The sequence below is a fragment of the Affinundibacterium flavidum genome (assembly GCF_014284175.1).
Classification (GTDB): Bacteria; Pseudomonadota; Gammaproteobacteria; order Burkholderiales; family Burkholderiaceae_D; genus Undibacterium; species Undibacterium flavidum.
In genome coordinates, this window is record NZ_JACOGA010000020.1 from 37,081 (window position 1) to 56,143 (window position 19,063).

Annotated in this window: 17 protein-coding genes; 10 read left to right on the top strand and 7 right to left on the bottom strand. The window is 45.9% G+C overall.

Going from position 1 to position 19,063, the window contains the following annotated elements; all coding sequences use genetic code 11:
- Nucleotides 1-64: 64 nt before the first annotated feature.
- A complete protein-coding gene (locus H8K55_RS18470) occupies nt 65-655 on the bottom strand; it encodes a response regulator transcription factor (RefSeq protein WP_186943546.1) in 591 nt (196 codons plus the stop codon).
- Nucleotides 655-2,739, bottom strand: coding sequence for a two-component system sensor histidine kinase NtrB (locus H8K55_RS18475; RefSeq protein ID WP_186943547.1), 2,085 nt, complete (start codon nt 2,737-2,739; stop codon nt 655-657). The genes H8K55_RS18470 and H8K55_RS18475 overlap by 1 nt, the downstream gene beginning before the upstream one ends.
- A gap of 363 nt (nt 2,740-3,102) precedes the next feature.
- Here H8K55_RS18475 and H8K55_RS18480 point away from each other — a divergent pair, with 363 nt between their 5' ends.
- From H8K55_RS18480 to plsY, 7 genes are all read left to right on the top strand, one after another.
- Entirely contained in the window at nt 3,103-4,056 is a 954-nt protein-coding gene (locus tag H8K55_RS18480; RefSeq protein WP_408057990.1) for a TRAP transporter substrate-binding protein, read from the top strand.
- A gap of 121 nt (nt 4,057-4,177) precedes the next feature.
- Nucleotides 4,178-4,729 (top strand): TRAP transporter small permease, encoded by a 552-nt coding sequence (locus tag H8K55_RS18485; RefSeq protein WP_186943549.1) that lies wholly within the window; start codon nt 4,178-4,180, stop codon nt 4,727-4,729.
- Nucleotides 4,726-6,006: a TRAP transporter large permease gene (locus H8K55_RS18490; protein WP_186943550.1), complete on the top strand. Its 1,281-nt coding sequence runs from the start codon at nt 4,726-4,728 to the stop codon at nt 6,004-6,006. Before H8K55_RS18485 ends, H8K55_RS18490 begins: the two co-directional genes overlap by 4 nt.
- 589 nt (nt 6,007-6,595) lie before the next feature.
- Nucleotides 6,596-7,141 (top strand): methylated-DNA--[protein]-cysteine S-methyltransferase, encoded by a 546-nt coding sequence (locus H8K55_RS18495; protein WP_186943551.1) that lies wholly within the window; start codon nt 6,596-6,598, stop codon nt 7,139-7,141.
- The gene (gene xerD, locus H8K55_RS18500; RefSeq protein ID WP_186943552.1) at nt 7,135-8,094 is read left to right on the top strand and encodes a site-specific tyrosine recombinase XerD; all 960 of its coding nucleotides are present in this window, start codon (nt 7,135-7,137) and stop codon (nt 8,092-8,094) included. The genes H8K55_RS18495 and xerD overlap by 7 nt, the downstream gene beginning before the upstream one ends.
- Nucleotides 8,095-8,188: 94 nt before the next feature.
- Nucleotides 8,189-8,677: an aminoacyl-tRNA deacylase gene (locus H8K55_RS18505; protein ID WP_186943583.1), complete on the top strand. Its 489-nt coding sequence runs from the start codon at nt 8,189-8,191 to the stop codon at nt 8,675-8,677.
- Between the two features lie 154 nt (nt 8,678-8,831).
- Nucleotides 8,832-9,437, top strand: a complete 606-nt coding sequence (plsY, locus tag H8K55_RS18510; RefSeq protein WP_186943553.1) for a glycerol-3-phosphate 1-O-acyltransferase PlsY — start codon at nt 8,832-8,834, stop codon at nt 9,435-9,437.
- Nucleotides 9,438-9,566: 129 nt separating this feature from the next.
- On the opposite strand, the gene tsaD is transcribed toward plsY, so the two are convergent.
- Entirely contained in the window at nt 9,567-10,604 is a 1,038-nt protein-coding gene (gene tsaD, locus H8K55_RS18515; protein WP_186943554.1) for a tRNA (adenosine(37)-N6)-threonylcarbamoyltransferase complex transferase subunit TsaD, read from the bottom strand.
- Nucleotides 10,605-10,720: 116 nt separating this feature from the next.
- Nucleotides 10,721-12,841 (bottom strand): bifunctional diguanylate cyclase/phosphodiesterase, encoded by a 2,121-nt coding sequence (locus H8K55_RS18520; RefSeq protein ID WP_186943555.1) that lies wholly within the window; start codon nt 12,839-12,841, stop codon nt 10,721-10,723.
- A 238-nt stretch (nt 12,842-13,079) separates the two neighbouring features.
- Here H8K55_RS18520 and H8K55_RS18525 point away from each other — a divergent pair, with 238 nt between their 5' ends.
- Entirely contained in the window at nt 13,080-13,394 is a 315-nt protein-coding gene (locus H8K55_RS18525) for a hypothetical protein (protein WP_186943556.1), read from the top strand.
- 126 nt (nt 13,395-13,520) lie between these two features.
- Here the strand turns inward: H8K55_RS18525 and H8K55_RS18530 are convergent, their stop codons facing one another.
- Nucleotides 13,521-14,201 (bottom strand): MarC family protein, encoded by a 681-nt coding sequence (locus H8K55_RS18530; RefSeq protein ID WP_186943557.1) that lies wholly within the window; start codon nt 14,199-14,201, stop codon nt 13,521-13,523.
- Between the two features lie 223 nt (nt 14,202-14,424).
- Here H8K55_RS18530 and H8K55_RS18535 point away from each other — a divergent pair, with 223 nt between their 5' ends.
- Both H8K55_RS18535 and H8K55_RS18540 read left to right on the top strand, forming a co-directional pair.
- Nucleotides 14,425-15,192 (top strand): GNAT family N-acetyltransferase, encoded by a 768-nt coding sequence (locus H8K55_RS18535; RefSeq protein WP_186943558.1) that lies wholly within the window; start codon nt 14,425-14,427, stop codon nt 15,190-15,192.
- On the top strand, nt 15,189-16,064 hold the full coding sequence (locus tag H8K55_RS18540) for a UDP-2,3-diacylglucosamine diphosphatase (protein WP_186943559.1): 876 nt from the start codon (nt 15,189-15,191) through the stop codon (nt 16,062-16,064). The genes H8K55_RS18535 and H8K55_RS18540 overlap by 4 nt, the downstream gene beginning before the upstream one ends.
- A 14-nt stretch (nt 16,065-16,078) precedes the next feature.
- On the opposite strand, the gene sixA is transcribed toward H8K55_RS18540, so the two are convergent.
- Both sixA and ppk1 read right to left on the bottom strand, forming a co-directional pair.
- Entirely contained in the window at nt 16,079-16,558 is a 480-nt protein-coding gene (sixA, locus tag H8K55_RS18545; RefSeq protein ID WP_186943560.1) for a phosphohistidine phosphatase SixA, read from the bottom strand.
- 17 nt (nt 16,559-16,575) lie between these two features.
- Entirely contained in the window at nt 16,576-18,657 is a 2,082-nt protein-coding gene (gene ppk1, locus H8K55_RS18550; protein WP_230408709.1) for a polyphosphate kinase 1, read from the bottom strand.
- Nucleotides 18,658-19,063 lie beyond the last annotated feature (406 nt).

A 19,063-nucleotide genomic window follows, 5' to 3' on the forward strand; every position in this document is an offset into this window, starting at 1 on the left:
CTAGCCGGCGCAATTTTGCGTAATTAGTATTAGCCACTATGAATTAGTCAATTAGCCAATTTCTCTACTTCAATAATCCAGCCAATTCCACTGCTGATTTAATCTGCATCTTGTCAAAGATATGCGCGCGATGCACTTCCACTGTGCGCATGCTAATGCCCAATTCATCGGCGATGTTTTTATTCATCATGCCTTGCAAAATTAATTCCAAGACTTCGCGTTCACGTTGCGACAGGCTTTGTAATCTGACTTGAATTTGATGCGCTTCACCGGCTTTGATGGAAACTTGCAAGGCTTGCTCGACTCTATCCATCAGTGCATTGTCATTGAAGGGTTTTTCAAAAAAATCGAATGCGCCTCGTTTTAGACTATCGACTGCCATTGGTACATCGCCGTGACCAGTCAAAAAAATTACCGGCAATCTTTGCGTCAACTGGCGTGCGCTGAGTATGTCGAACAGAGCCGTGCCACTTAATTCTGCCATCCTGACATCGAGCAAAAGGCAATCGCCTTCATTAGCGAACTGTAAGCCTTGATCGAGCTTCGCCAGAAAAGCCTCGCCATGCGCATAGCTGAGCGCAGCGATGTTGCGTGAACGTGCCAGCCACATTAAGGCGTCGCGTAAGATTTCTTCATCATCAACGATATGGAGCATCAGGCATCCTCGTGTGTGTTTTGCGCGTTGTTCATTGATTGTTTGTCTCGACAGGGAATCGTAAACTCAAAGACGGTGCCGCCCAAGGGATTCGGGCGGTACTTCAAACTGCCACCATGGAACTCTATCGCAGTTCGACAAATATTCAAACCCATCCCCATGCCAGCGGCCTTCGTCGAGAAAAACGGTGAAAATAATTTTTCCGCGACCTCAGCTGAAATCCCGTGTCCCTGATCGATGACTTGGATGAGCAAGAGGGCAGGATATTGTTGGCGATCAGTGGATTCATTGGACGACAGATTGGCTGAAGGAGTAGATGAAGGAGTAGATGAAGGAGAAAATAAGAAGTGCGCATGAATCTGCATTTGCCTTTGTGGATAGGCAACATCGTGCATGGCTTCAATTGCATTGCGGGTCAGATTAAGCAGGACTTGCTCGATTAAGACTTTATCTGCAAAAACCTCAGGTAGATCTGGATCGATCTGATAATGCACGTGGATGTGCGCACTTTGTGCTTGTAGCGCAATTAAAGGCATGACGCTTTGCAGTAAGGCATTGATATCAAACCAGGCGCGGCTCGCTTCACGTTTCTTGACGAATTCATGCACGCTACGTATCACCTGCGCCGCACGTTGCGCTTGCTGTGTGGCTTTCTCTAAGGCTGCAGCCAAGAGACTAAGGTCAGCAGGTGCTTGTTCTTGCTTTAGGATGTTTAAAGCGCCTGTCGTGTAACTGGAGATCGCGGCTAAAGGTTGATTTAATTCATGCGCCAACATCGACGCCATTTCACCCATGGTTGCCAGGCGGGCATTTTGATGCAGCTTTTCTTCTTGTTGTCGACTTAATTCCTGTGCGCGTTTTAGCTCAGACACATCAAGGATAGAACTCATCCATCCGGTTTGCTGACCATGATCATCCACCAGTGGTGATTCGTAGATTAGGACAGGGAAGCGTTCACCATTTGCACGTTGATAGATGGTTTCAAACCCTTCTGGTTGTACCGTTCCAGTTAAAATTTGTGCAAAACGATTTTCATATTCGGTGATTTCTTCGGGAGCCCAATACGGCATGGGGGGAAGTTTACCCACCAGTTCTTCGGCCGGAAAACCTAACATTTTGCAAAACGACGGGTTGACGTAGGTCAGGCGACCTTGCATATCACGTGCTCTCAAGCCAGTGATCAGAGAATTCTCCATCGCCGCACGGAATGCGGCTTCTTTGCGCAGCGCACCTTCTGCCTGCAGGCGGCGATTAATATCGCGCCATAAAGCGATCAAACTCCAGACCAGTCCTAAGGATAATAAAATGACCGATAAGACCAATAGATTGGACAATAACTTCGGCTCACTTTTTGTACTATTGGTTCGTAGCGTGATACTTAACTGTGGAAATTCCAATGTACGGTTGTGCGTGTAGACGTTCTTACCGCTACCACCGGCAGCGCGACGCGCCAGTATTTTGTCTTCGCTATCGAGCAAAGTAATATCGTTATCTTGTGCGAACCACCAAGGTACCGTTTCATCTAATAAGGTTTGTAATCGATAGCTGACGGTAATGCTGGCCAGGTAGAGCTTGTCGCGGAAGAGTGGATAACGACAGATCAGGCTGTCAGGTTTTTCCGGGCTTTTTGCACAAGAGGGCTTTTGTATTTTTTGGGTAAAACTATCGCTGGCAATTAATGCTTGTTTGAGTGCATTACTATCATCGTTACTATCACTATTGCTAGCAACTAGTCTGTGTTGGGCATCCCATAGAAGTGCATCTTGAATTTCGTGATTATTCGTCGTGTATAAGCGCAGACGATCGGATGTGGTCGGGGCGGTAATTTTGTGATCGACGTAGTCTTCAGCCAAATTCAGTAAGCTTTCTTCATTGCGCTTGAGTTGAAACTGCAAAGCTTGTTCCACCCACAGCGTGTCGGCAATCAATTGCTCTTGGCGCTCGTTAGCTTCCATGCGCTGAGCTTGCCACGGCAGCCAGATCAGTACCGCCAAGAAAAGCAAGACGAGCACGATAGGTAGCATCCAGGGTAGCGAAGTACGAAAGCGTTTCGTGCTCATTGGTATGCGGATTGATTTATTCATGGGTTTACTTTGTGTCGGGCTCATTGGCTCTTACATGGGTCATGCAGTGGCTTAACGATAAATGCTTGATTTTCATAGTAAAAGTGTAGCTTAATCTCTTTGCGTGGCGGCATTCCTATCCAATTTGTCTAATTCTGACGACATTGTGGTAAACCACAGTTGTGCATTTGCAGTTATGCAGCTAATAATGCTTGAAAAATAAGTTTACAAAATAAGTTTGTAATACAAATAAACTAGGAGACTTTTATGAAACATCAAGATATTCAAACTCAAAAACGCCAAACTCAAAAACGCCAGTCTTTACGCGCTTTAGCCGCAGCGATTGGTTCCACCGCATTAACACTAGCTGGTCTGTCTTTTAGTATGGGCGCCTATGCGCAAAATCCCATCATCATTAAATTTAGCCATGTAGTCGCCAATGACACGCCCAAAGGTAAAGCGGCTGAACGCTTTAAAGAACTGGCCGAGAAAGGGACGAAAGGCCGGGTCAAAGTTGAACTCTATCCGAACAGCACTTTGTACAAAGATAAAGAAGAGCTGGAAGCCTTACAGTTAGGCGCGGTACAAATGTTGGCACCATCACTGGCTAAGTTTGGCCCCCTTGGTGTGAAAGAATTTGAAGTGTTTGATCTGCCGTATATTTTTCAAAATCGTGACGTCTTACATCGCGTAACTGAAGGTCCGGTAGGTGCGGGTTTAATGGCGAAGTTAGAGCCAAAAGGGATTACTGGCCTGGGCTTCTGGGATAATGGTTTTAAGGTCATGTCCTCAAATGTTCCCATGCATTTGCCGAGTGATTTGAAGGGTAAAAAGCTGCGTATTCAATCGTCTAAAGTGTTAGATGCACAGATGCGCGCACTTGGTGCTAATCCTCAGGTCATGGCTTTCTCTGAAGTTTATCAAGCGCTGCAAACTGGCGTGGTCGATGGCACCGAAAATCCGCCGTCCAATTTGTATACACAAAAAATGCACGAGGTGCAAAAACACGTGACTTTGACCAATCATGGCTATCTAGGTTACGCCGTGATTGTGAATAAGAAGTTTTGGGACGGCTTGCCAGCAGATATTCGTACAGAGTTGAATAAGGCGATGAAATCAGCGACGCAATATGCGAACGCCATTGCGCAGATTGAAAATGACAATGCTTTAGACGCGGTGAAGAAATCTGGCAAAACTACCGTTTATACTTTGACCGATAAAGAACGCGCAGAATGGTTAAAGGTATTGATGCCGGTGCAGCGTGAAATGGAAAGTCGTATCGGTAAAGATTTGATCCAAAGTGTACAAAAAGAAGCCGCTGCTTTAGGTCTCAAATAAATTTTCTCGGTCTCATTGTCTCTCGCCAATTCTTGAGTCTATTGATTCCACCTACAGCCCAGATCGCCAATAATGTTTCTGGGCTGATTTCCTACTTATAATTTTCTCACAAGGAGCCAGCATGAAATTGCTTGATCACTTGGAAGAGTATTTGATCGCCTTGCTCATGGCAACGGCGACTTTAATTACCTTCGTCGCCGTATTGCATCGTTACTTGTCGGGATTTGATATTCCGTTGGTTCAAGATGCCTTGATTAAACTCAATACTAGTTGGGCGCAAGAACTGACTATTTATTTATTCGTCTGGATGGCAAAGTTTGGAGCCGCTTATGGCGTGCGCTCTGGTATTCATGTTGGAGTTGATGTTTTGGTGAATCGCCTGAGTGACAAAAACAAGAAATTATTTGTACTGATTAGCTTGGGCTCGGGCGCCTTATTTACCGGCATTATCGGGACTCTCGGTGCGAGATTTGTGTACGGTATGGCACAAACTGACCAAACCTCGGCCGATATGGAAATCCCTATGTGGTGGGTGTATCTCGCGATTCCACTTGGTTCGTATTTGATGTCTTTTCGCTTCTTGCAAGTCGCGTGGAAATTTTTACAAACAGGTGAATTACCTAAACATGACCATGCGCACGTGGAAGGTTTAGATGAAGAGGTGAACGTATGAGTGCCCTGATTATTTTTGGCTTGTTATTGCTGTTGATGTTAACGGGCATGCCGGTTTCCATCGCCCTTGGCTTAACGGTGTTGACGTTCTTATTTACCATGACATCGGTACCGATAGAATCAGTAGCATTGAAATTATTTACCGGTATTGAGAAGTTTGAAATCATGGCGATTCCTTTCTTTATTCTCGCCGGAAATTTCTTAACCCATGGCGGCGTGGCGCGGCGCATGATTAAGTTTGCGGCATCGATGGTGGGTCATTGGCACGGCGGTTTGGCATTGGCTGGTGTATTAGCATGCGCTTTGTTCGCGGCGGTCTCCGGCTCGTCACCAGCGACTGTAGTGGCGATCGGCTCTATCATTTTGCCTGCGATGGTGAAGCAAGGATATCCGAAAGGTTTTGGTGCTGGTGTGATTACCACGTCGGGTGCTTTGGGTATCTTGATCCCGCCATCGATTGTGATGGTCATGTATTCCGTCTCGACGAATACGTCGGTTGGCCAGCTCTTTATGGCTGGTGTGATTCCTGGTTTGCTGTTGGCATTCTTCCTAGGACTGACAACCTGGTTTTTGGCACGTAAGCATAATTATCCGCGCATGCCGAAAGCGACTTGGGGTGAACGCTTGGTGGCGTTTAGAAAAAGTGCGTGGGGTTTATCCTTAATTATTATTGTGATGGGCGGTATTTACTCTGGCATGTTTACGCCGACCGAAGCGGCTGCCGTTGCTGCGGTGTATGCGTTTTTCATCGCAGTGTTTGTGTATAAAGACATGAGCTTGAAAATGGTACCGAAGGTCTTGATTGATTCGGCAGCGATGTCGGCGATGCTGCTCTACATCATTACGAATGCGGTCTTATTTTCATTCTTAATGACCAGCGAAAATATTCCGCAGGCGATGGCAGGATGGATACTCGACAGCGGTTTCGGCATGATCAGTTTCTTATTGGTCGTGAATATTTTGTTGCTGTTAGCGGGCAATGTGATGGAGCCATCCTCTATCGTATTGATCATGGCACCGATCTTGTTTCCGGTGGCGATGAAGCTAGGAATCGACCCTGTTCATTTCGGTATCATCATGGTGGTGAATATGGAAGTCGGTATGTGTCATCCGCCAGTTGGATTGAATTTATATGTCGCATCTGGCATCACCAAAATGGGCATCACTGAATTGACGGTAGCCGTTTTGCCTTGGTTATTTACGATGTTGGGATTCTTGATGCTGGTGACTTATGTTCCGATTATTTCTACTTGGTTGCCGAATCTGATTTATAAATGAGTTGGATTTGGAATGACATTAAGTACTAAATTAGAAGATAAAAAATTAGATTGAAAACGAAAATGCCGCAAATAATTTGCGGCATTTTTTTTCGCCTTCGATTCGTTTTTGGTCTAAATAATTTCCACTGGGAATTGCTTATATTTCCCTATGGGAAATTTAATAATTCGGATTCGATTTAGCACATTTTTTTTGATGTTAGCGATCTTTCTCTGCTGCAGAAGCACAAATGCAACAAAGCGTTTTTTTGTTTAAATCTAACGATAGATTTGTTGAAAAGCCGTGCTATATTTCGCACACCTTAGAAATTTGCTTGATTTACAAATCGCAATTTCAGATCGAATGCAACTTGAAAAACTTGTTGGATTCGGTTCAAGACAGAATACGGTAGTGCAATAATAGCGCCCTGTAGGGTGCAGTCAAAAAGGGGGGGAGATTCGCGTTTCAAGATAAGCTGAGTCCTGTTCAAAGAGACTAAACAGCCCGAACGTGAAAAATTTTAGAAGGCGCATCCACTGGATGCGCCTTTTTTCTTGTGCGTTTCTGTAGGACAATCACGTAAACCTTTTGAATAGATCATGGAATAGTGATGGCAACTCCCGAATCAAATTTAGGATCAACGATCTTCTCCGCAATCGTGCCCGCACCATTTGGTTATGTTGGCGTGCGTACCGAGCATCAGTACATCAGCGAGCTGGTTTATCTACCGCCACGATTTCAGGACAAGTCTCCATCGGATCTTGTTGCCGAATTAGCGGCACAACAGATTGAACATTATTTTGCTGATCCAGATTTTCCATTTGACTTGCCTTTAAAACCAGTCGGATCAGAATTCCAGCAAAAGGTTTGGAAGGCAATCGCCAGCATTCCGCGGGGCGAGGTGCGTACTTATGGTCAGATTGCCAAACACATACAATCAGCGCCACGTGCAGTCGGGCAGGCTTGTGGTGCGAATTGGTATCCCTTGGTTATTCCCTGCCATCGTGTGACGGCATCAGGCGGACTCGGCGGCTTTGCCCATCATGATGATGAAACTGGTTTTCATCTTGGCATTAAACGCTATTTACTACGCTTAGAACAGGTACCAGAGTATAGTAAGCCCGAGTCCACGCAACACCAGGAGGCGATGTGGTAAAACAGGCAGCGACTGCCAATACCAAAGCGAAAATCAAGCTTGCCGATGCAGCGGAATTACCGGCGCAAATACAAGCGCAAATCGATCAATTTTGCGACACGCTTTGGCTGGAAGATGGCCTGTCAAAAAATTCGCTGGAAGCCTATCGACGTGACCTACGCCTGTTCGCAGAATGGCTACATACAACAACACAGAAACATTTGTTGCAAGTAACCGAGATCGATATTTTTTCTTATGTTGCAGCCAAACATAGTAGTTCAAAAGCGACGTCGGCCAATCGTCGCATGACCGTATTGAAGCGCTACTACCAACAAGCGTTTCGACAAAATCAGATTGCCATCAATCCATGTACCAAACTGAAATCGGCCAAGCAAGCAGATCGCTTACCCAAGACGCTGAGTGAACAACAAGTAGAAGCCTTGCTACAAGCGCCTGATGAGCAAACGCCTTTAGGATTGCGCGACCGTACTATGCTAGAACTTCTTTATGCTTGCGGCTTACGTGTCACTGAATTGGTTTCACTCAAATCATTTGAAGTAAGTTTGAACGATGGCGTGCTACGCGTGACTGGCAAGGGCAGTAAAACGCGCTTAGTGCCATTTGGCGAAGTGGCGAGGATGTGGCTACAACGCTATCTGAGTGAAGGTCGCCCAGCGATTTTAAATGGGCAAATCGACGATGCTCTGTTCGTAACGGCTCGCGGTGGTGCAATGACACGACAAATGTTTTGGGTCGTGATCAAAAAATGTGCTGCACTAGCAGGCATCACTTCACCTCTATCGCCGCATACGCTACGCCACGCTTTCGCGACCCATTTATTAAACCACGGCGCTGACTTGCGCGTGGTGCAATTATTACTAGGGCATGCGGATATTTCGACCACACAAATCTATACCCATGTCGCACGCGAACGGCTTAAGCAATTACATGCACAACATCATCCGCGTGGATAGGAACTGAGGGACGATATAATGTGCGGAGAGCAGTATCGTCAATAAACGATGTTGCTGAAGTTATATTTTCATTTAAAGTTTTTAAGCGAGTGCTATCTTGTCCAAAAAAGAACACGTCTCAGAAACCCCGGCGACGCAGTTGTTGCGTAAGAGAGGGGCAGTTTTTAGCGAGCATCCTTATGCGTATGAAGAGCATGGCGGAACTTCGGTCTCTTCACGCGAATTAGGTGTTGAAGAGCATGAAGTGGTGAAGACTTTGATTATGCAAGATGAACATGCCAAGCCTATGGTGGTGTTGATGCATGGCGATAAAACCGTGTCAACTAAAAACCTAGCGCGCCAAATTGCTTGTAAATCGGTAGAGCCTTGCAAGCCTGAGGTGGCGCAACGGCATTCTGGTTACATGATAGGTGGCACTTCTCCGTTTGGAACTAAGAAGGCAATGCCCGTGTATGTGGAAGCTTCGATTTTGGATTTGGAAAAAATCTATTTGAACGGTGGTCGGCGTGGTTACCTCATTGGAATAGCGCCCGCATTGTTGTTGGATATTTTGTCGGCGAAGGCAGTGAGTTGTGCTTTGTAAGTTTTCTAGACCTAAATAACTAGAATTTCATAGAGCGATGTGCAAAAATGTCCTGCTTTGCTTGAGCCTGTTGTGAGCTTCTAACTGGACGCTTTCAGTGCTTACGACAAATAATAATTAAATATAAATTTAAAAAAATAGGATGGAATAACAGATGAATGCAGTGATCGCGATTATTGCGGCTTACCTGATCGGCTCGATTTCTTTTGCGGTAGTAGTGAGTCGCTTATTTGGATTGTCAGATCCACGCACCTATGGCTCTAAGAATCCCGGCGCAACCAATGTACTGCGATCGGGCAATAAAGCGGCGGCGGCCTTGACCTTGCTGGGCGATGGTTTTAAAGGCTGGTTGGCGGTGTGGCTGGCAATGTTTTTTCAGCAGAAGTTTGAGTTGTCGAGCGATACGATTGCAGCAGTTGCCCTTGCTGTATTTATTGGTCATTTGTGGCCAGTATTTTTCAAGTTCGTTGGCGGTAAAGGCGTGGCGACAGCCTTGGGTGTTTTGCTGGCATTGAATATCTGGTTAGGTTTGGCGACTTTCGTCACTTGGTTGGTAGTGGCGTACGCTTTCCGTTATTCATCATTAGCCGCTTTAATCGCGGCTTTGTTTGCACCGTTTTATTATGGCTTATTGTTTGGTGCCGATTTGACTTTGTTAGCGGTGGCGATTATGAGTGGTTTATTGATTTACCGTCATGGCGCCAATATTGGCAATTTGATGCGCGGTAAAGAAAGCCGGATAGGTAGTAAGAAGAAGTAAGTTTCTTCATTTCATGCAATAAAAAATCCCTCATGATGAATGTCATTGAGGGATTTTTTTATGGCTGAACAAGACAAAACGTTACCGCATTTAGTTACTCCATTTAGTCACCACATCTACACAAACTACTCACCGCATCAACTCATGCAGTGGCCAACGAGGGCGCACATTGAAGCTATAAGTCTTGGTAGCCTGTTCAGGATGTACTTGTAAGCGCATCGCACCAGCAAACGCAATCATGGCACCGTTATCAGTGCAAAATTCCAGCTCAGGGTAATACACTTGAAAGCGCTTTTTGGGATTCGAAGAATTGGCGGCCGCATTTAAAGCGGCGCGTAATTGTAGATTGGCACCGACACCACCCGCGATCACTAAACGCTTGAGACCGGTTTGCTTGAGCGCGGTTAGGCACTTTGCGACCAGTACATCAATAATCGCATCGACAAATCCACGTGCGACATTGGCTTTATCTGTATCGCTTAAAGCATCAGGGTATTTTTTGACAGCGGTGAGGACGGCGGTTTTTAAGCCAGAAAAGCTGAAATTTAAATCTTTAGAATGCAGCATAGGGCGTGGAAATTGATGAATCGTTGGATCGCCTAAGGTCGCTAATTTCGAGATCGCAGGGCCACCAGGATAATCAAGTCCAAGTAACTTGGCCGATTTATCAAAGGCTTCGCCAGCAGCATCATCCAGTGTTTCACCTAACAAGGCATATTGCCCCACGCCATCAACTCGCATTAATTGGGTGTGACCACCAGACACCAACAAAGCAATGAACGGAAATTCTGGCGGTTGGCTTGCTAACAGTGGTGACAGTAAATGGCCTTCCAGATGATGTATGCCGATTAAAGGTTTATCTAGCGCCATACCTAAGCCACAGGCAACCGACGCGCCCACTAATAATGCTCCCGCCAAGCCTGGGCCTTGAGTGTAGGCAATGGCATCAATTTGATTTTGATGAAGCTGCGCCTTTTCTAATGCTTCGCGCAATAGGGGGAGGGCGCGTTTTACATGATCTCGTGAGGCGAGTTCTGGCACTACGCCACCATATTCTTGATGCATGGCGATTTGCGAATGCAAGGCGTGCGACAGTAAGCCTTGCTCGGTATCGTACAAAGCAATACCGGTTTCGTCGCAAGAAGATTCGATACCAAGAACTATCATGTTTTAATTTCTACGGAAAATGAAAATTGAGCCAATCAGGCAGGCGCTATTATAGAACATCGTCTCGATTGCGCCTTGTTAAGGCAAAGATGACCGTGACTAGCTCGGCAAAGTCGTCAAGCTTTCGGCAAGGTGTTCAACCAGTTTTGCAAGGCATCACCATGCAATGGCTTGCTGGCGAAATAGCCCTGCATAGAATCGCAGCCGAGTGCAACCAGAGCTTCCCGTTCTGCGAGTGTTTCTATGCCTTCGGCAATCACGTGCAAATTTAGCCCATGCCCCATTTCAACGATGGTTTTGACTAGTTTTTGGGTCGATGGATGTTGATCAATATTGATGACAAAACTGCGGTCGATTTTCAATTCGGAAACCGGTAGTTTTTGTAAATACGCGAGTGAAGAATGACCAGTGCCGAAGTCATCGATGGACAGGCCTATGCCGATAGAGCGTAAGGCTTGCAGCAGGGGAATTGCATTCCCCGGATTTTCCATAATGCCGCTCTCGGTCAGTTCCAATTGTAGATTGGCAGGATTGACTTGATATTGATCGATCAATTGTCGAACCCGTTCTGGGAAGTGTTGATCGCGTAAATCATTCGTGCTGACATTGACCGCAATGCTTAATTGAGGATAACTATCGCGCCAACTCGCCAAAGTTTGAACTGCTTGTTTCAGCATCCAGTCAGTCACCCGATTGATATAACCTGTGCGTTCAGCAAAGGGAACAAATTCAGCCGGAGAAATAAAACCGCGTTGCGGATGTTGCCAACGCACCAGTGCTTCAAAACCATAGCAGGACAAATCGCTGAGATGAATTTTGGGTTGCAGCCACATTTGTAATTCATTATTTTGTACTGCAGAACGTAAATCAGACAGCAAACTCAAGTGACCTAAACGCGAGGCTTCTTGCGCATCTGAGTACCACGCGGACATCAAAGTGTTTTCTTTGGCAGCATAAAGCGCGACTTCCGCATTGCGAATCAGTCCGGTTAAATCTCTGGTTTCATTGTTGGCGAGTGCAATTCCGAATACTAAGTTCGCATCAACACTGTGATTGCCACATTGAACTGGTGTACTCAACTGATGATTGATATTGTTGAGTAAATCTGCCACCACATCCTTGATCAGTCCACCGTCCGGCGCTGCGCATAACAGTGCAAATTGGCCACCAGAAAATTTTGCCAGAAAGGCGTGGTGATTTTGTGCAAGGGCCTCAGTTGCAAGCTTTAATCTTTGGCTGACTTCAACGATCAACGTATCACCTGTGCCAAAGCCCAGAGTTTCATTGACGATCTTCAGTCGTGCGATATCCATCAAGAGCATCGCATGCTCGTGCAGACTTTGTTGCTCAAATGTTTTTAAGAGCAGGATACGATTGGGTAAATTGCTAAGTGGATCGTAATAAGCGAGCTGTTCAATTTCTGCTTCGCGTAAGGCGATGGCGTCGGCCATGGTGTTTAGCGCGCGCCCGACTTGGGCAACTTCAGTCGTTCTGGTTGGGGGTACTTTGCTGGTGTAATTGCCCGCAGCAATCTGTAATGCGCTTTTCTCCAACATCGTCAGTGGCTGGACCACGCTACTTTGCGTGATAAATGCGAGTCCTATGCCGCATAAGACCGCAAAAATAGAAACTGCGATGACTTGTAATTTGAGTCTGGCCAAATCACTTTGTTCTTCGTCTTGGCGTTGTTGTATGCGTTTTTTTGCTAAGTCCAGCAATATTCCGCTTTCCGTCAGAAAAGCCTGACGAGCCGGCGCTACTTGGGTTTCAAACACCCGTTTTGCACCATCTGGATTATCCAATTCAATTTCATCAAATAAATTCAGATACGATTGGCGAAATTCTTGATGAGTCACATCCAGGCGCTGCAGACAAAGAGTTTGGACTTCATCGTCGGATTCTGCACCGAGTTTTTGTATTAATTGATCGATATGTTTTTTCTTCGCATCGACTGCGTCGTATGCCGGCTTACGTTTGTCCTGTGTAGCATTAAAAATCAATACTAAGGCACTGGTTGAGCCTTCAATATCGAGTGCTAAATTTTGTACTTGCAGAAGTTTTTGTAAATCGTTACGGGCAAATTCTTGACTGCGTCGCGAGATATCCTGCACTTGCGTTACGCTGCGAACGACGACAATGACAAATAGGCAAAGAATTAATAGATAGCTGAGGGCTAGGCGATAACTGATTCTGCGTGGCAGAAAGCGGTCAATAAAGTAAAGGTAGGCATTTTTCATAGTTCCGCGTCGGCGAGCAGCCTTATCCTGACTGATTGTGTTATTCCACCATTTAAACAAATTCTATGCTAACTGGAAAGTGAAACTTTCTCTCGACGTGCATGGTCAAGCTAGAAGCGTTGTAAACAAGTTCGGATTTTATCGCATAGTTCTGATAATCAACGAGAAAGCGCCCAGACCGAGTTTGGATCAGCTAAAATGAAATTCTTCATATTCTATCGATTTCGGGAGCGCCCCTATGTTTTTAGATCACGCAAAAATCTCTGCCACACATAGTGAAACAGAACCAGATCGTATCGAACGCTTAAACCGTGTTTATGGCTATGCGATGGCGCTGGCGGATGCCGACGGTAACGAGGCTTGCATCACCAAACTGGCAAAACTGCATGACCACAAAGGTACCTTAATGGTGATCTGGCATGAAGCGCCAACGGAATTTGAGCGCATCTATTTCATGAAAGCTTGGAAGAGTAAAATTGGTGACGAATCGACTCAGGTGGAACATGCATTAATGTTGCACGATGTCGCGACTGCGGATGAGGCTGGCGAGTAAATTTTTTTCATCTATCATCATTGGTAACGCTGTTTTGCAGCAGATGTATGCAAAAATGGCTTGTCAGCATGAAGAGTGCTGACAAGCCATTTTTGTTTCTCACCTCAGTAATTAATCAGTGATTCTTTAGTGCATTTTCAAATCTTCCAACAATTCTGCGATACCCGTCCAGCCGATTTCAATACCGATACACAGCAAGATAAAAGCCGACAAACGCATCAAGACTGTGGCTCCCACATCGCCTAAGAAATTCTCTAGATTACGTGCAAAACGGTAGGATAGATAAATCGCAAAAGTGGTCAAGAATACGCCTATCGTTGCTGCTAAACCCGTGATTAACCAATCAACCGGCTTGTTCGGAAGTTGTGCACCTAAGGTAATTGAAGTTGCAATGGCACCGGGCCCAACAGTGAGTGGAAAGCTAAACGGAAAAAAGCTGTGGCGACGCAATTCTTCTTTGGTCCAACTGCCAGCCGACGCAGCTACGGAGTTACGTAATTTATCCTGCCCCTGATCATTCAGTAATTTCCAACCCGCCATCGCCACCACGATGCCGCCAGCAACCCGCACTATGGGTAAGGAAATACCAAAGAAATCGAGTACGTAAGAGCCAACAAATACTGCCCCCATCAAAAGGAAGAAACAATTAAACGCAATTCGCTTGGCTAAGCGATTCGCCATCACCTGATCCATCGGCCCCGTCATCGACAAAAAGATAGGCGCAACCGCAATTGGATTAAGTATGGGTAAGAGTGTGACGGGCACCACGATGAGAGCTTTAACAAAGACGGAAAGTGCAATGCTCATCTTGCCTCCTGAAATTTTATAATAATTGTGATTATGCAATATTTCTCCGCTTTGGTGGAAAATCCATTGCAAGGTGCAAACTGGCGCACAACAACTCCGCAGCCTGTGTCTTGCGCTTATGTTCTACCTTTATGTCACAAAACAGACATGAAATTGTCATCTTCTTGAAGTATTCATTCTCTATTCTGCACTGTCAGTTTCATTGGTTAAAGGAGAACCGTGCATGAGAGTGTTGACCATACCGGGAGATGCTAATCCCAGTTTTTCTAAATTAAGTCTGAGCCTAGCGAGCACTAAAAAAGAAGTGAAAGAAGTGCAGCGCTTGCGTTACAAAGTATTCATTGAGGCGATGGGATTGTCTGCGCTGGCAAATGAAGACTGCCTGGATAAAGATGAATTTGATGATCATTGCGATCACTTGATCGTACGCGATACCAAAACCCTAAAAGTGGTTGGTACTTACAGAATTCTCGGCCCGAATGCAGCACGTCAGATCGGTCGTTATTACTCAGAAGGCGAATTTGATTTATCTCGCCTGCAAAATATCCGTGGCAGTATTGCCGAAGCTGGACGTGCTTGCATACACCCCGATTATCGTAGTGGTGCCGTGATCATGTTGTTATGGGCAGGTCTAGCCGCTTATATGCGACGTGAGCGCTGTGAGTATTTAATCGGTTGCGCCAGTATTAGTCTGGCAGATGGTGGGTATAATGCGGCGGCGATTTATCGTCAGTTCACCGAACAAGAATTTTCTCCGCTGGAATATCGCGTGACGCCGCATTTGCCTTTCCCTTTAGAGAATATGGATGAAGGATGTGAAGCGCGTATCCCGCCTCTGTTACGAGGGTATTTGCGTGCAGGCGCCTGGGTTTGTGGCGAGCCAGCGTGGGATCCTGATTTTCACAGTGCAGATCTATTTGTGATGTTACCTCTAGCGAATCTAGATAATCGTTACGCCAAACATTACGGTACAGAGGACATTGCCAAATGATGCCAGCAGATCAGTTCCTTGAAAAGGCAATGCAAAAACATCCTAAGCATGCTAAGCACACTAAACACACCAAGCATGGTAAAAAAGATGTAAAGCATTTTCGAACAATATGGATATCTGATCTGCATTTGGGAACACCCGGCTGCCAGTCCAAGCGGCTGCTGGAATTTCTTAAAGCCACTGAGTCTGAAACCCTGTATCTGGTGGGGGACATCATCGATGGTTGGCAATTGAAACGACGTTGGTTTTGGGATCAAACCCATAACAATATCGTGCAAACCGTGTTGAAGAAAGCCAAGAAGGGCACGAATGTGATCTTCGTGCCTGGAAATCACGATGAAGCAGCGCGTCAATTTATCGCACTCGATTTTGGTGGCATACAAGTACGCGATGAATTGGTACACACCACCGCGGATGGTAAGCGTATGTTGGTACTGCACGGCGATCGCTTCGATGGCGTAATTGCCTGCGCTAAGTGGCTGGCCTATCTGGGCGATAGCATGTACACCGTGATTTTGAAAATCAACCAGATCTTCAATCACTGGCGTGCGCGTGCCGGATTACCGTATTGGTCCTTGTCGCAATATCTCAAATCAAAAGTCAAAAATGCGGTGAGCTACATCACTAAATTTGAAGACGCTTTAGCTGATGAAGCACGCAAGCGTGGATTGGATGGGGTGATTTGCGGACATATTCATAAACCAGAAATTCGCGAAATCAACGGTATCATTTATTGCAATGATGGTGATTGGGTGGAAAGCCTGTCGGCATTGATAGAAGAAGCAGATGGTGAATTGCGTCTGATTACTTGGCATGATGTGATGTTGCAGCCGCAGAGTATAGAAGTGAAGCAGGTCGAGCTATTGGTGTAGCCACTTTTGTAGAATTATTTGATCACCAGATCTGGCGTCATAATCGCTTTCAAGTAAGTGCGCAAACCCTCGCCATCACGTTCTTTTTGCGTAATCCACCAGACATTGCCCTTACGTACCGCACATGTACTTTGTGCGGGGGTAATCAAGCGTGCGGCGACTTCACCCAGAGTAGGTTGATGTCCAACTAAGAGCACAGATTCACGTGCATCTGGCCAATGGGCCGCTTGTAACAAATCTTCCGCACTGGCCTCAGGATTCAATTCTTCCATGATTTTGAATTGACGATTAAGCTTGGCGAGTGCCGCGACAGTTTCACGCGTACGGATCGTCGGGCTGACAAGTATTTTGCAATTGTGAGGCAATACGCTGTCTAGCCAATAAGCCATCTTTTGCGCTTGTTTTTGCCCCTTGGGCGTGAGGCGCCGTAAGTTGTCGGCTAATCCTTCATGGCCTGGTTCTGCATCAGCGTGGCGCCATAATATTAAGTCCATGTCGTGCCCCTAATGCGCTAGTTATCCGTCTCCGGAGAACCCAAGGTTTGCATCAAATATTGCTGTGCACTGAATGATTTTTGTTTGCCACGGATTTTCTTGCGCTCATAACTACCATCGGCATTCAAGATCCACGCGTTTTGATTGTCTTTCAAATACGGATCAAGGCCTTCGCTGATGATGCGTTTTTTCAGATGTTTTTCCAAAACCGGAAATGCAACTTCAATACGTCGGAATAGGTTACGACTCATCCAATCGGCACTCGCAAGATAGACATCATGTTCCAAATCATTGCGGAAGTAATAAATACGCGAATGTTCTAGGAAGCGGCCGATAATTGAGCGCACTTTGATGTTTTCCGAGAGCCCGGGCACACCAGGGCGCAGCGTGCAGGCGCCGCGTACTATCAAGTCAATTTTGACGCCATCTGCAGAGGCTGCATATAGCGCGCGAATCACCGATTCATCCACTAGTGCATTCATTTTGGCAATGATGCGACCGGGGCGACCTTCACGCGCGATGCGGGCTTCATTACGAATCGCTTTGATAATTTTTGGCTGTAAGAAAAATGGTGCAAGCCATAGATGCTCCAACTTTTTCGGTTTGGTCAAACCGGTCAGGTGGATAAAAATTTCATTCACTTCCGCGGCTTTTTTAGGATGCGCGGTTAATAGTCCAAAGTCAGTATAAAAGCGCGTGGTCGACGGGTGATAATTGCCCGTGCCTAAGTGCGCATAATGACGCAGTCGCCCACCTTCTTCGCGTCGGATGACCAGAGCGAGTTTAGCGTGCGTCTTTAGGCCAACCACACCATACACGACTTGCGCGCCAGCTCTTTGCAAGCGATCCGCCCAATTGATATTTGCTTCTTCATCAAAGCGCGCCATGATTTCCACAATCACTGTCACTTCTTTACCCATGCGCGCAGCGGTGATTAAGGATTCCATTAAATCCGAATTCATGCCCGTGCGATAAATCGTTTGTTTGATCGCGAGCACATTCGGATCAAGTGAGGCGCTGCGGATAAAATCGATCACCGTTTGAAATGGCTGAAACGGGTGGTGTAGCAAAATATCTTGTTTGTTTAAGACTTCAAAAATATTTTTCTGCGCCAATTTGGGATCGGGTTTAGCGGTAAAGGCTGGAAAGCGTAAATTGGCTTGATTTACATGATCAATTAATTCAGACAATCGCACCATATTCACTGGACCATCGACCGCATATAAGCGATCTTTACTCAATGCAAATTGTTCTAACAAAAATTGGGATAAAGCTTCAGGGCAATTTTTTGCGACTTCCAAGCGCACCGCCACACCAAATTGGCGACCTTGTAATTCACCTTGTAAAGCTTGGCGCAGATTTTTGACTTCATCTTCATCAACCCACAAATCACTGTCACGGGTTACGCGAAATTGCGAATATGCGAGCACTTCTCTGTCATTAAATAGGTCGCCGATGTGGGCATGAATGACGGAGGAGAGCAGACAAAATGCTTGTCCACTTTCAGTTAGCTCATCAGGAATTTTGATGACGCGTGGTAATACGCGTGGCGCTTTTACAATCGCAATCGCAGTACCGCGACCAAAGGCATCTTTGCCCGCTAGCGAGACAATAAAATTCAAACTCTTATTTACTACCTGCGGAAATGGGTGTGCCGGATCTAAACCAATCGGCGTCAACAGTGGGCGTACTTCACGATCAAAATAGGCTTTTACCCAGGCGCGCTGAGCTTCAGTTCTTTCGGTGTGGCGCAGCAGATGGATGCCTTTGCGTGAGAGTGCTGGCAAAATATCTTGGTTGAGCACTTCATATTGGCGTATTTCTAAATCATGGCAATCTCTGGCGATTCTTTCCATCATGCCGGTGAAGCCCGCATGTTGTGCCAATTGCCCGTCTATGGTGTTTTGTGCCAATAAGCTGGCAACCCGCACTTCAAAAAATTCATCCAGATTGCTGCCGACGATACAAAGATATTTCAAACGCTCTAATAAAGGAATGCTTCTATCTTCGGCTTGCGCCAGCACACGCCAATTGAAAGCGATTTGGGAACGTTCTCTATCTAAATAGATGCCTGAACGTGGCAAACCCCAAGCCGCCATTAAAGCAGATTCGCTATCGCTACTGGCTTTGGGAGAAATATGACTTATCGTCTCGCCTGCAGGTAATGAAGAAGCACTGATCGCTTCCAAACTCATTGAGGTGTCATTTGTACCATTATTTGTACCATTTATGACATCAGGATTTATCATGATTTTTCGATTTAGTGAGTGTAGGCGCTGGGTAGCGCATTTGTCTTGCTGGGAGTGTAATTGTTGATTGTGACAAGTTTATGACAATAAAATTCCTACAAGGCAAATATTTCACAATGTTCTGTGCCCTGTCATATTCCTGTCATATTCGACTTGTAAAGTTCGCCTCGTGTTAGTTGCTTAGTTAAACGGTGTGGCCGGAGTGTTGACACCGAAGAGAAGTCAAATGACATACAGCTTTGTTTTCCCCATTTAA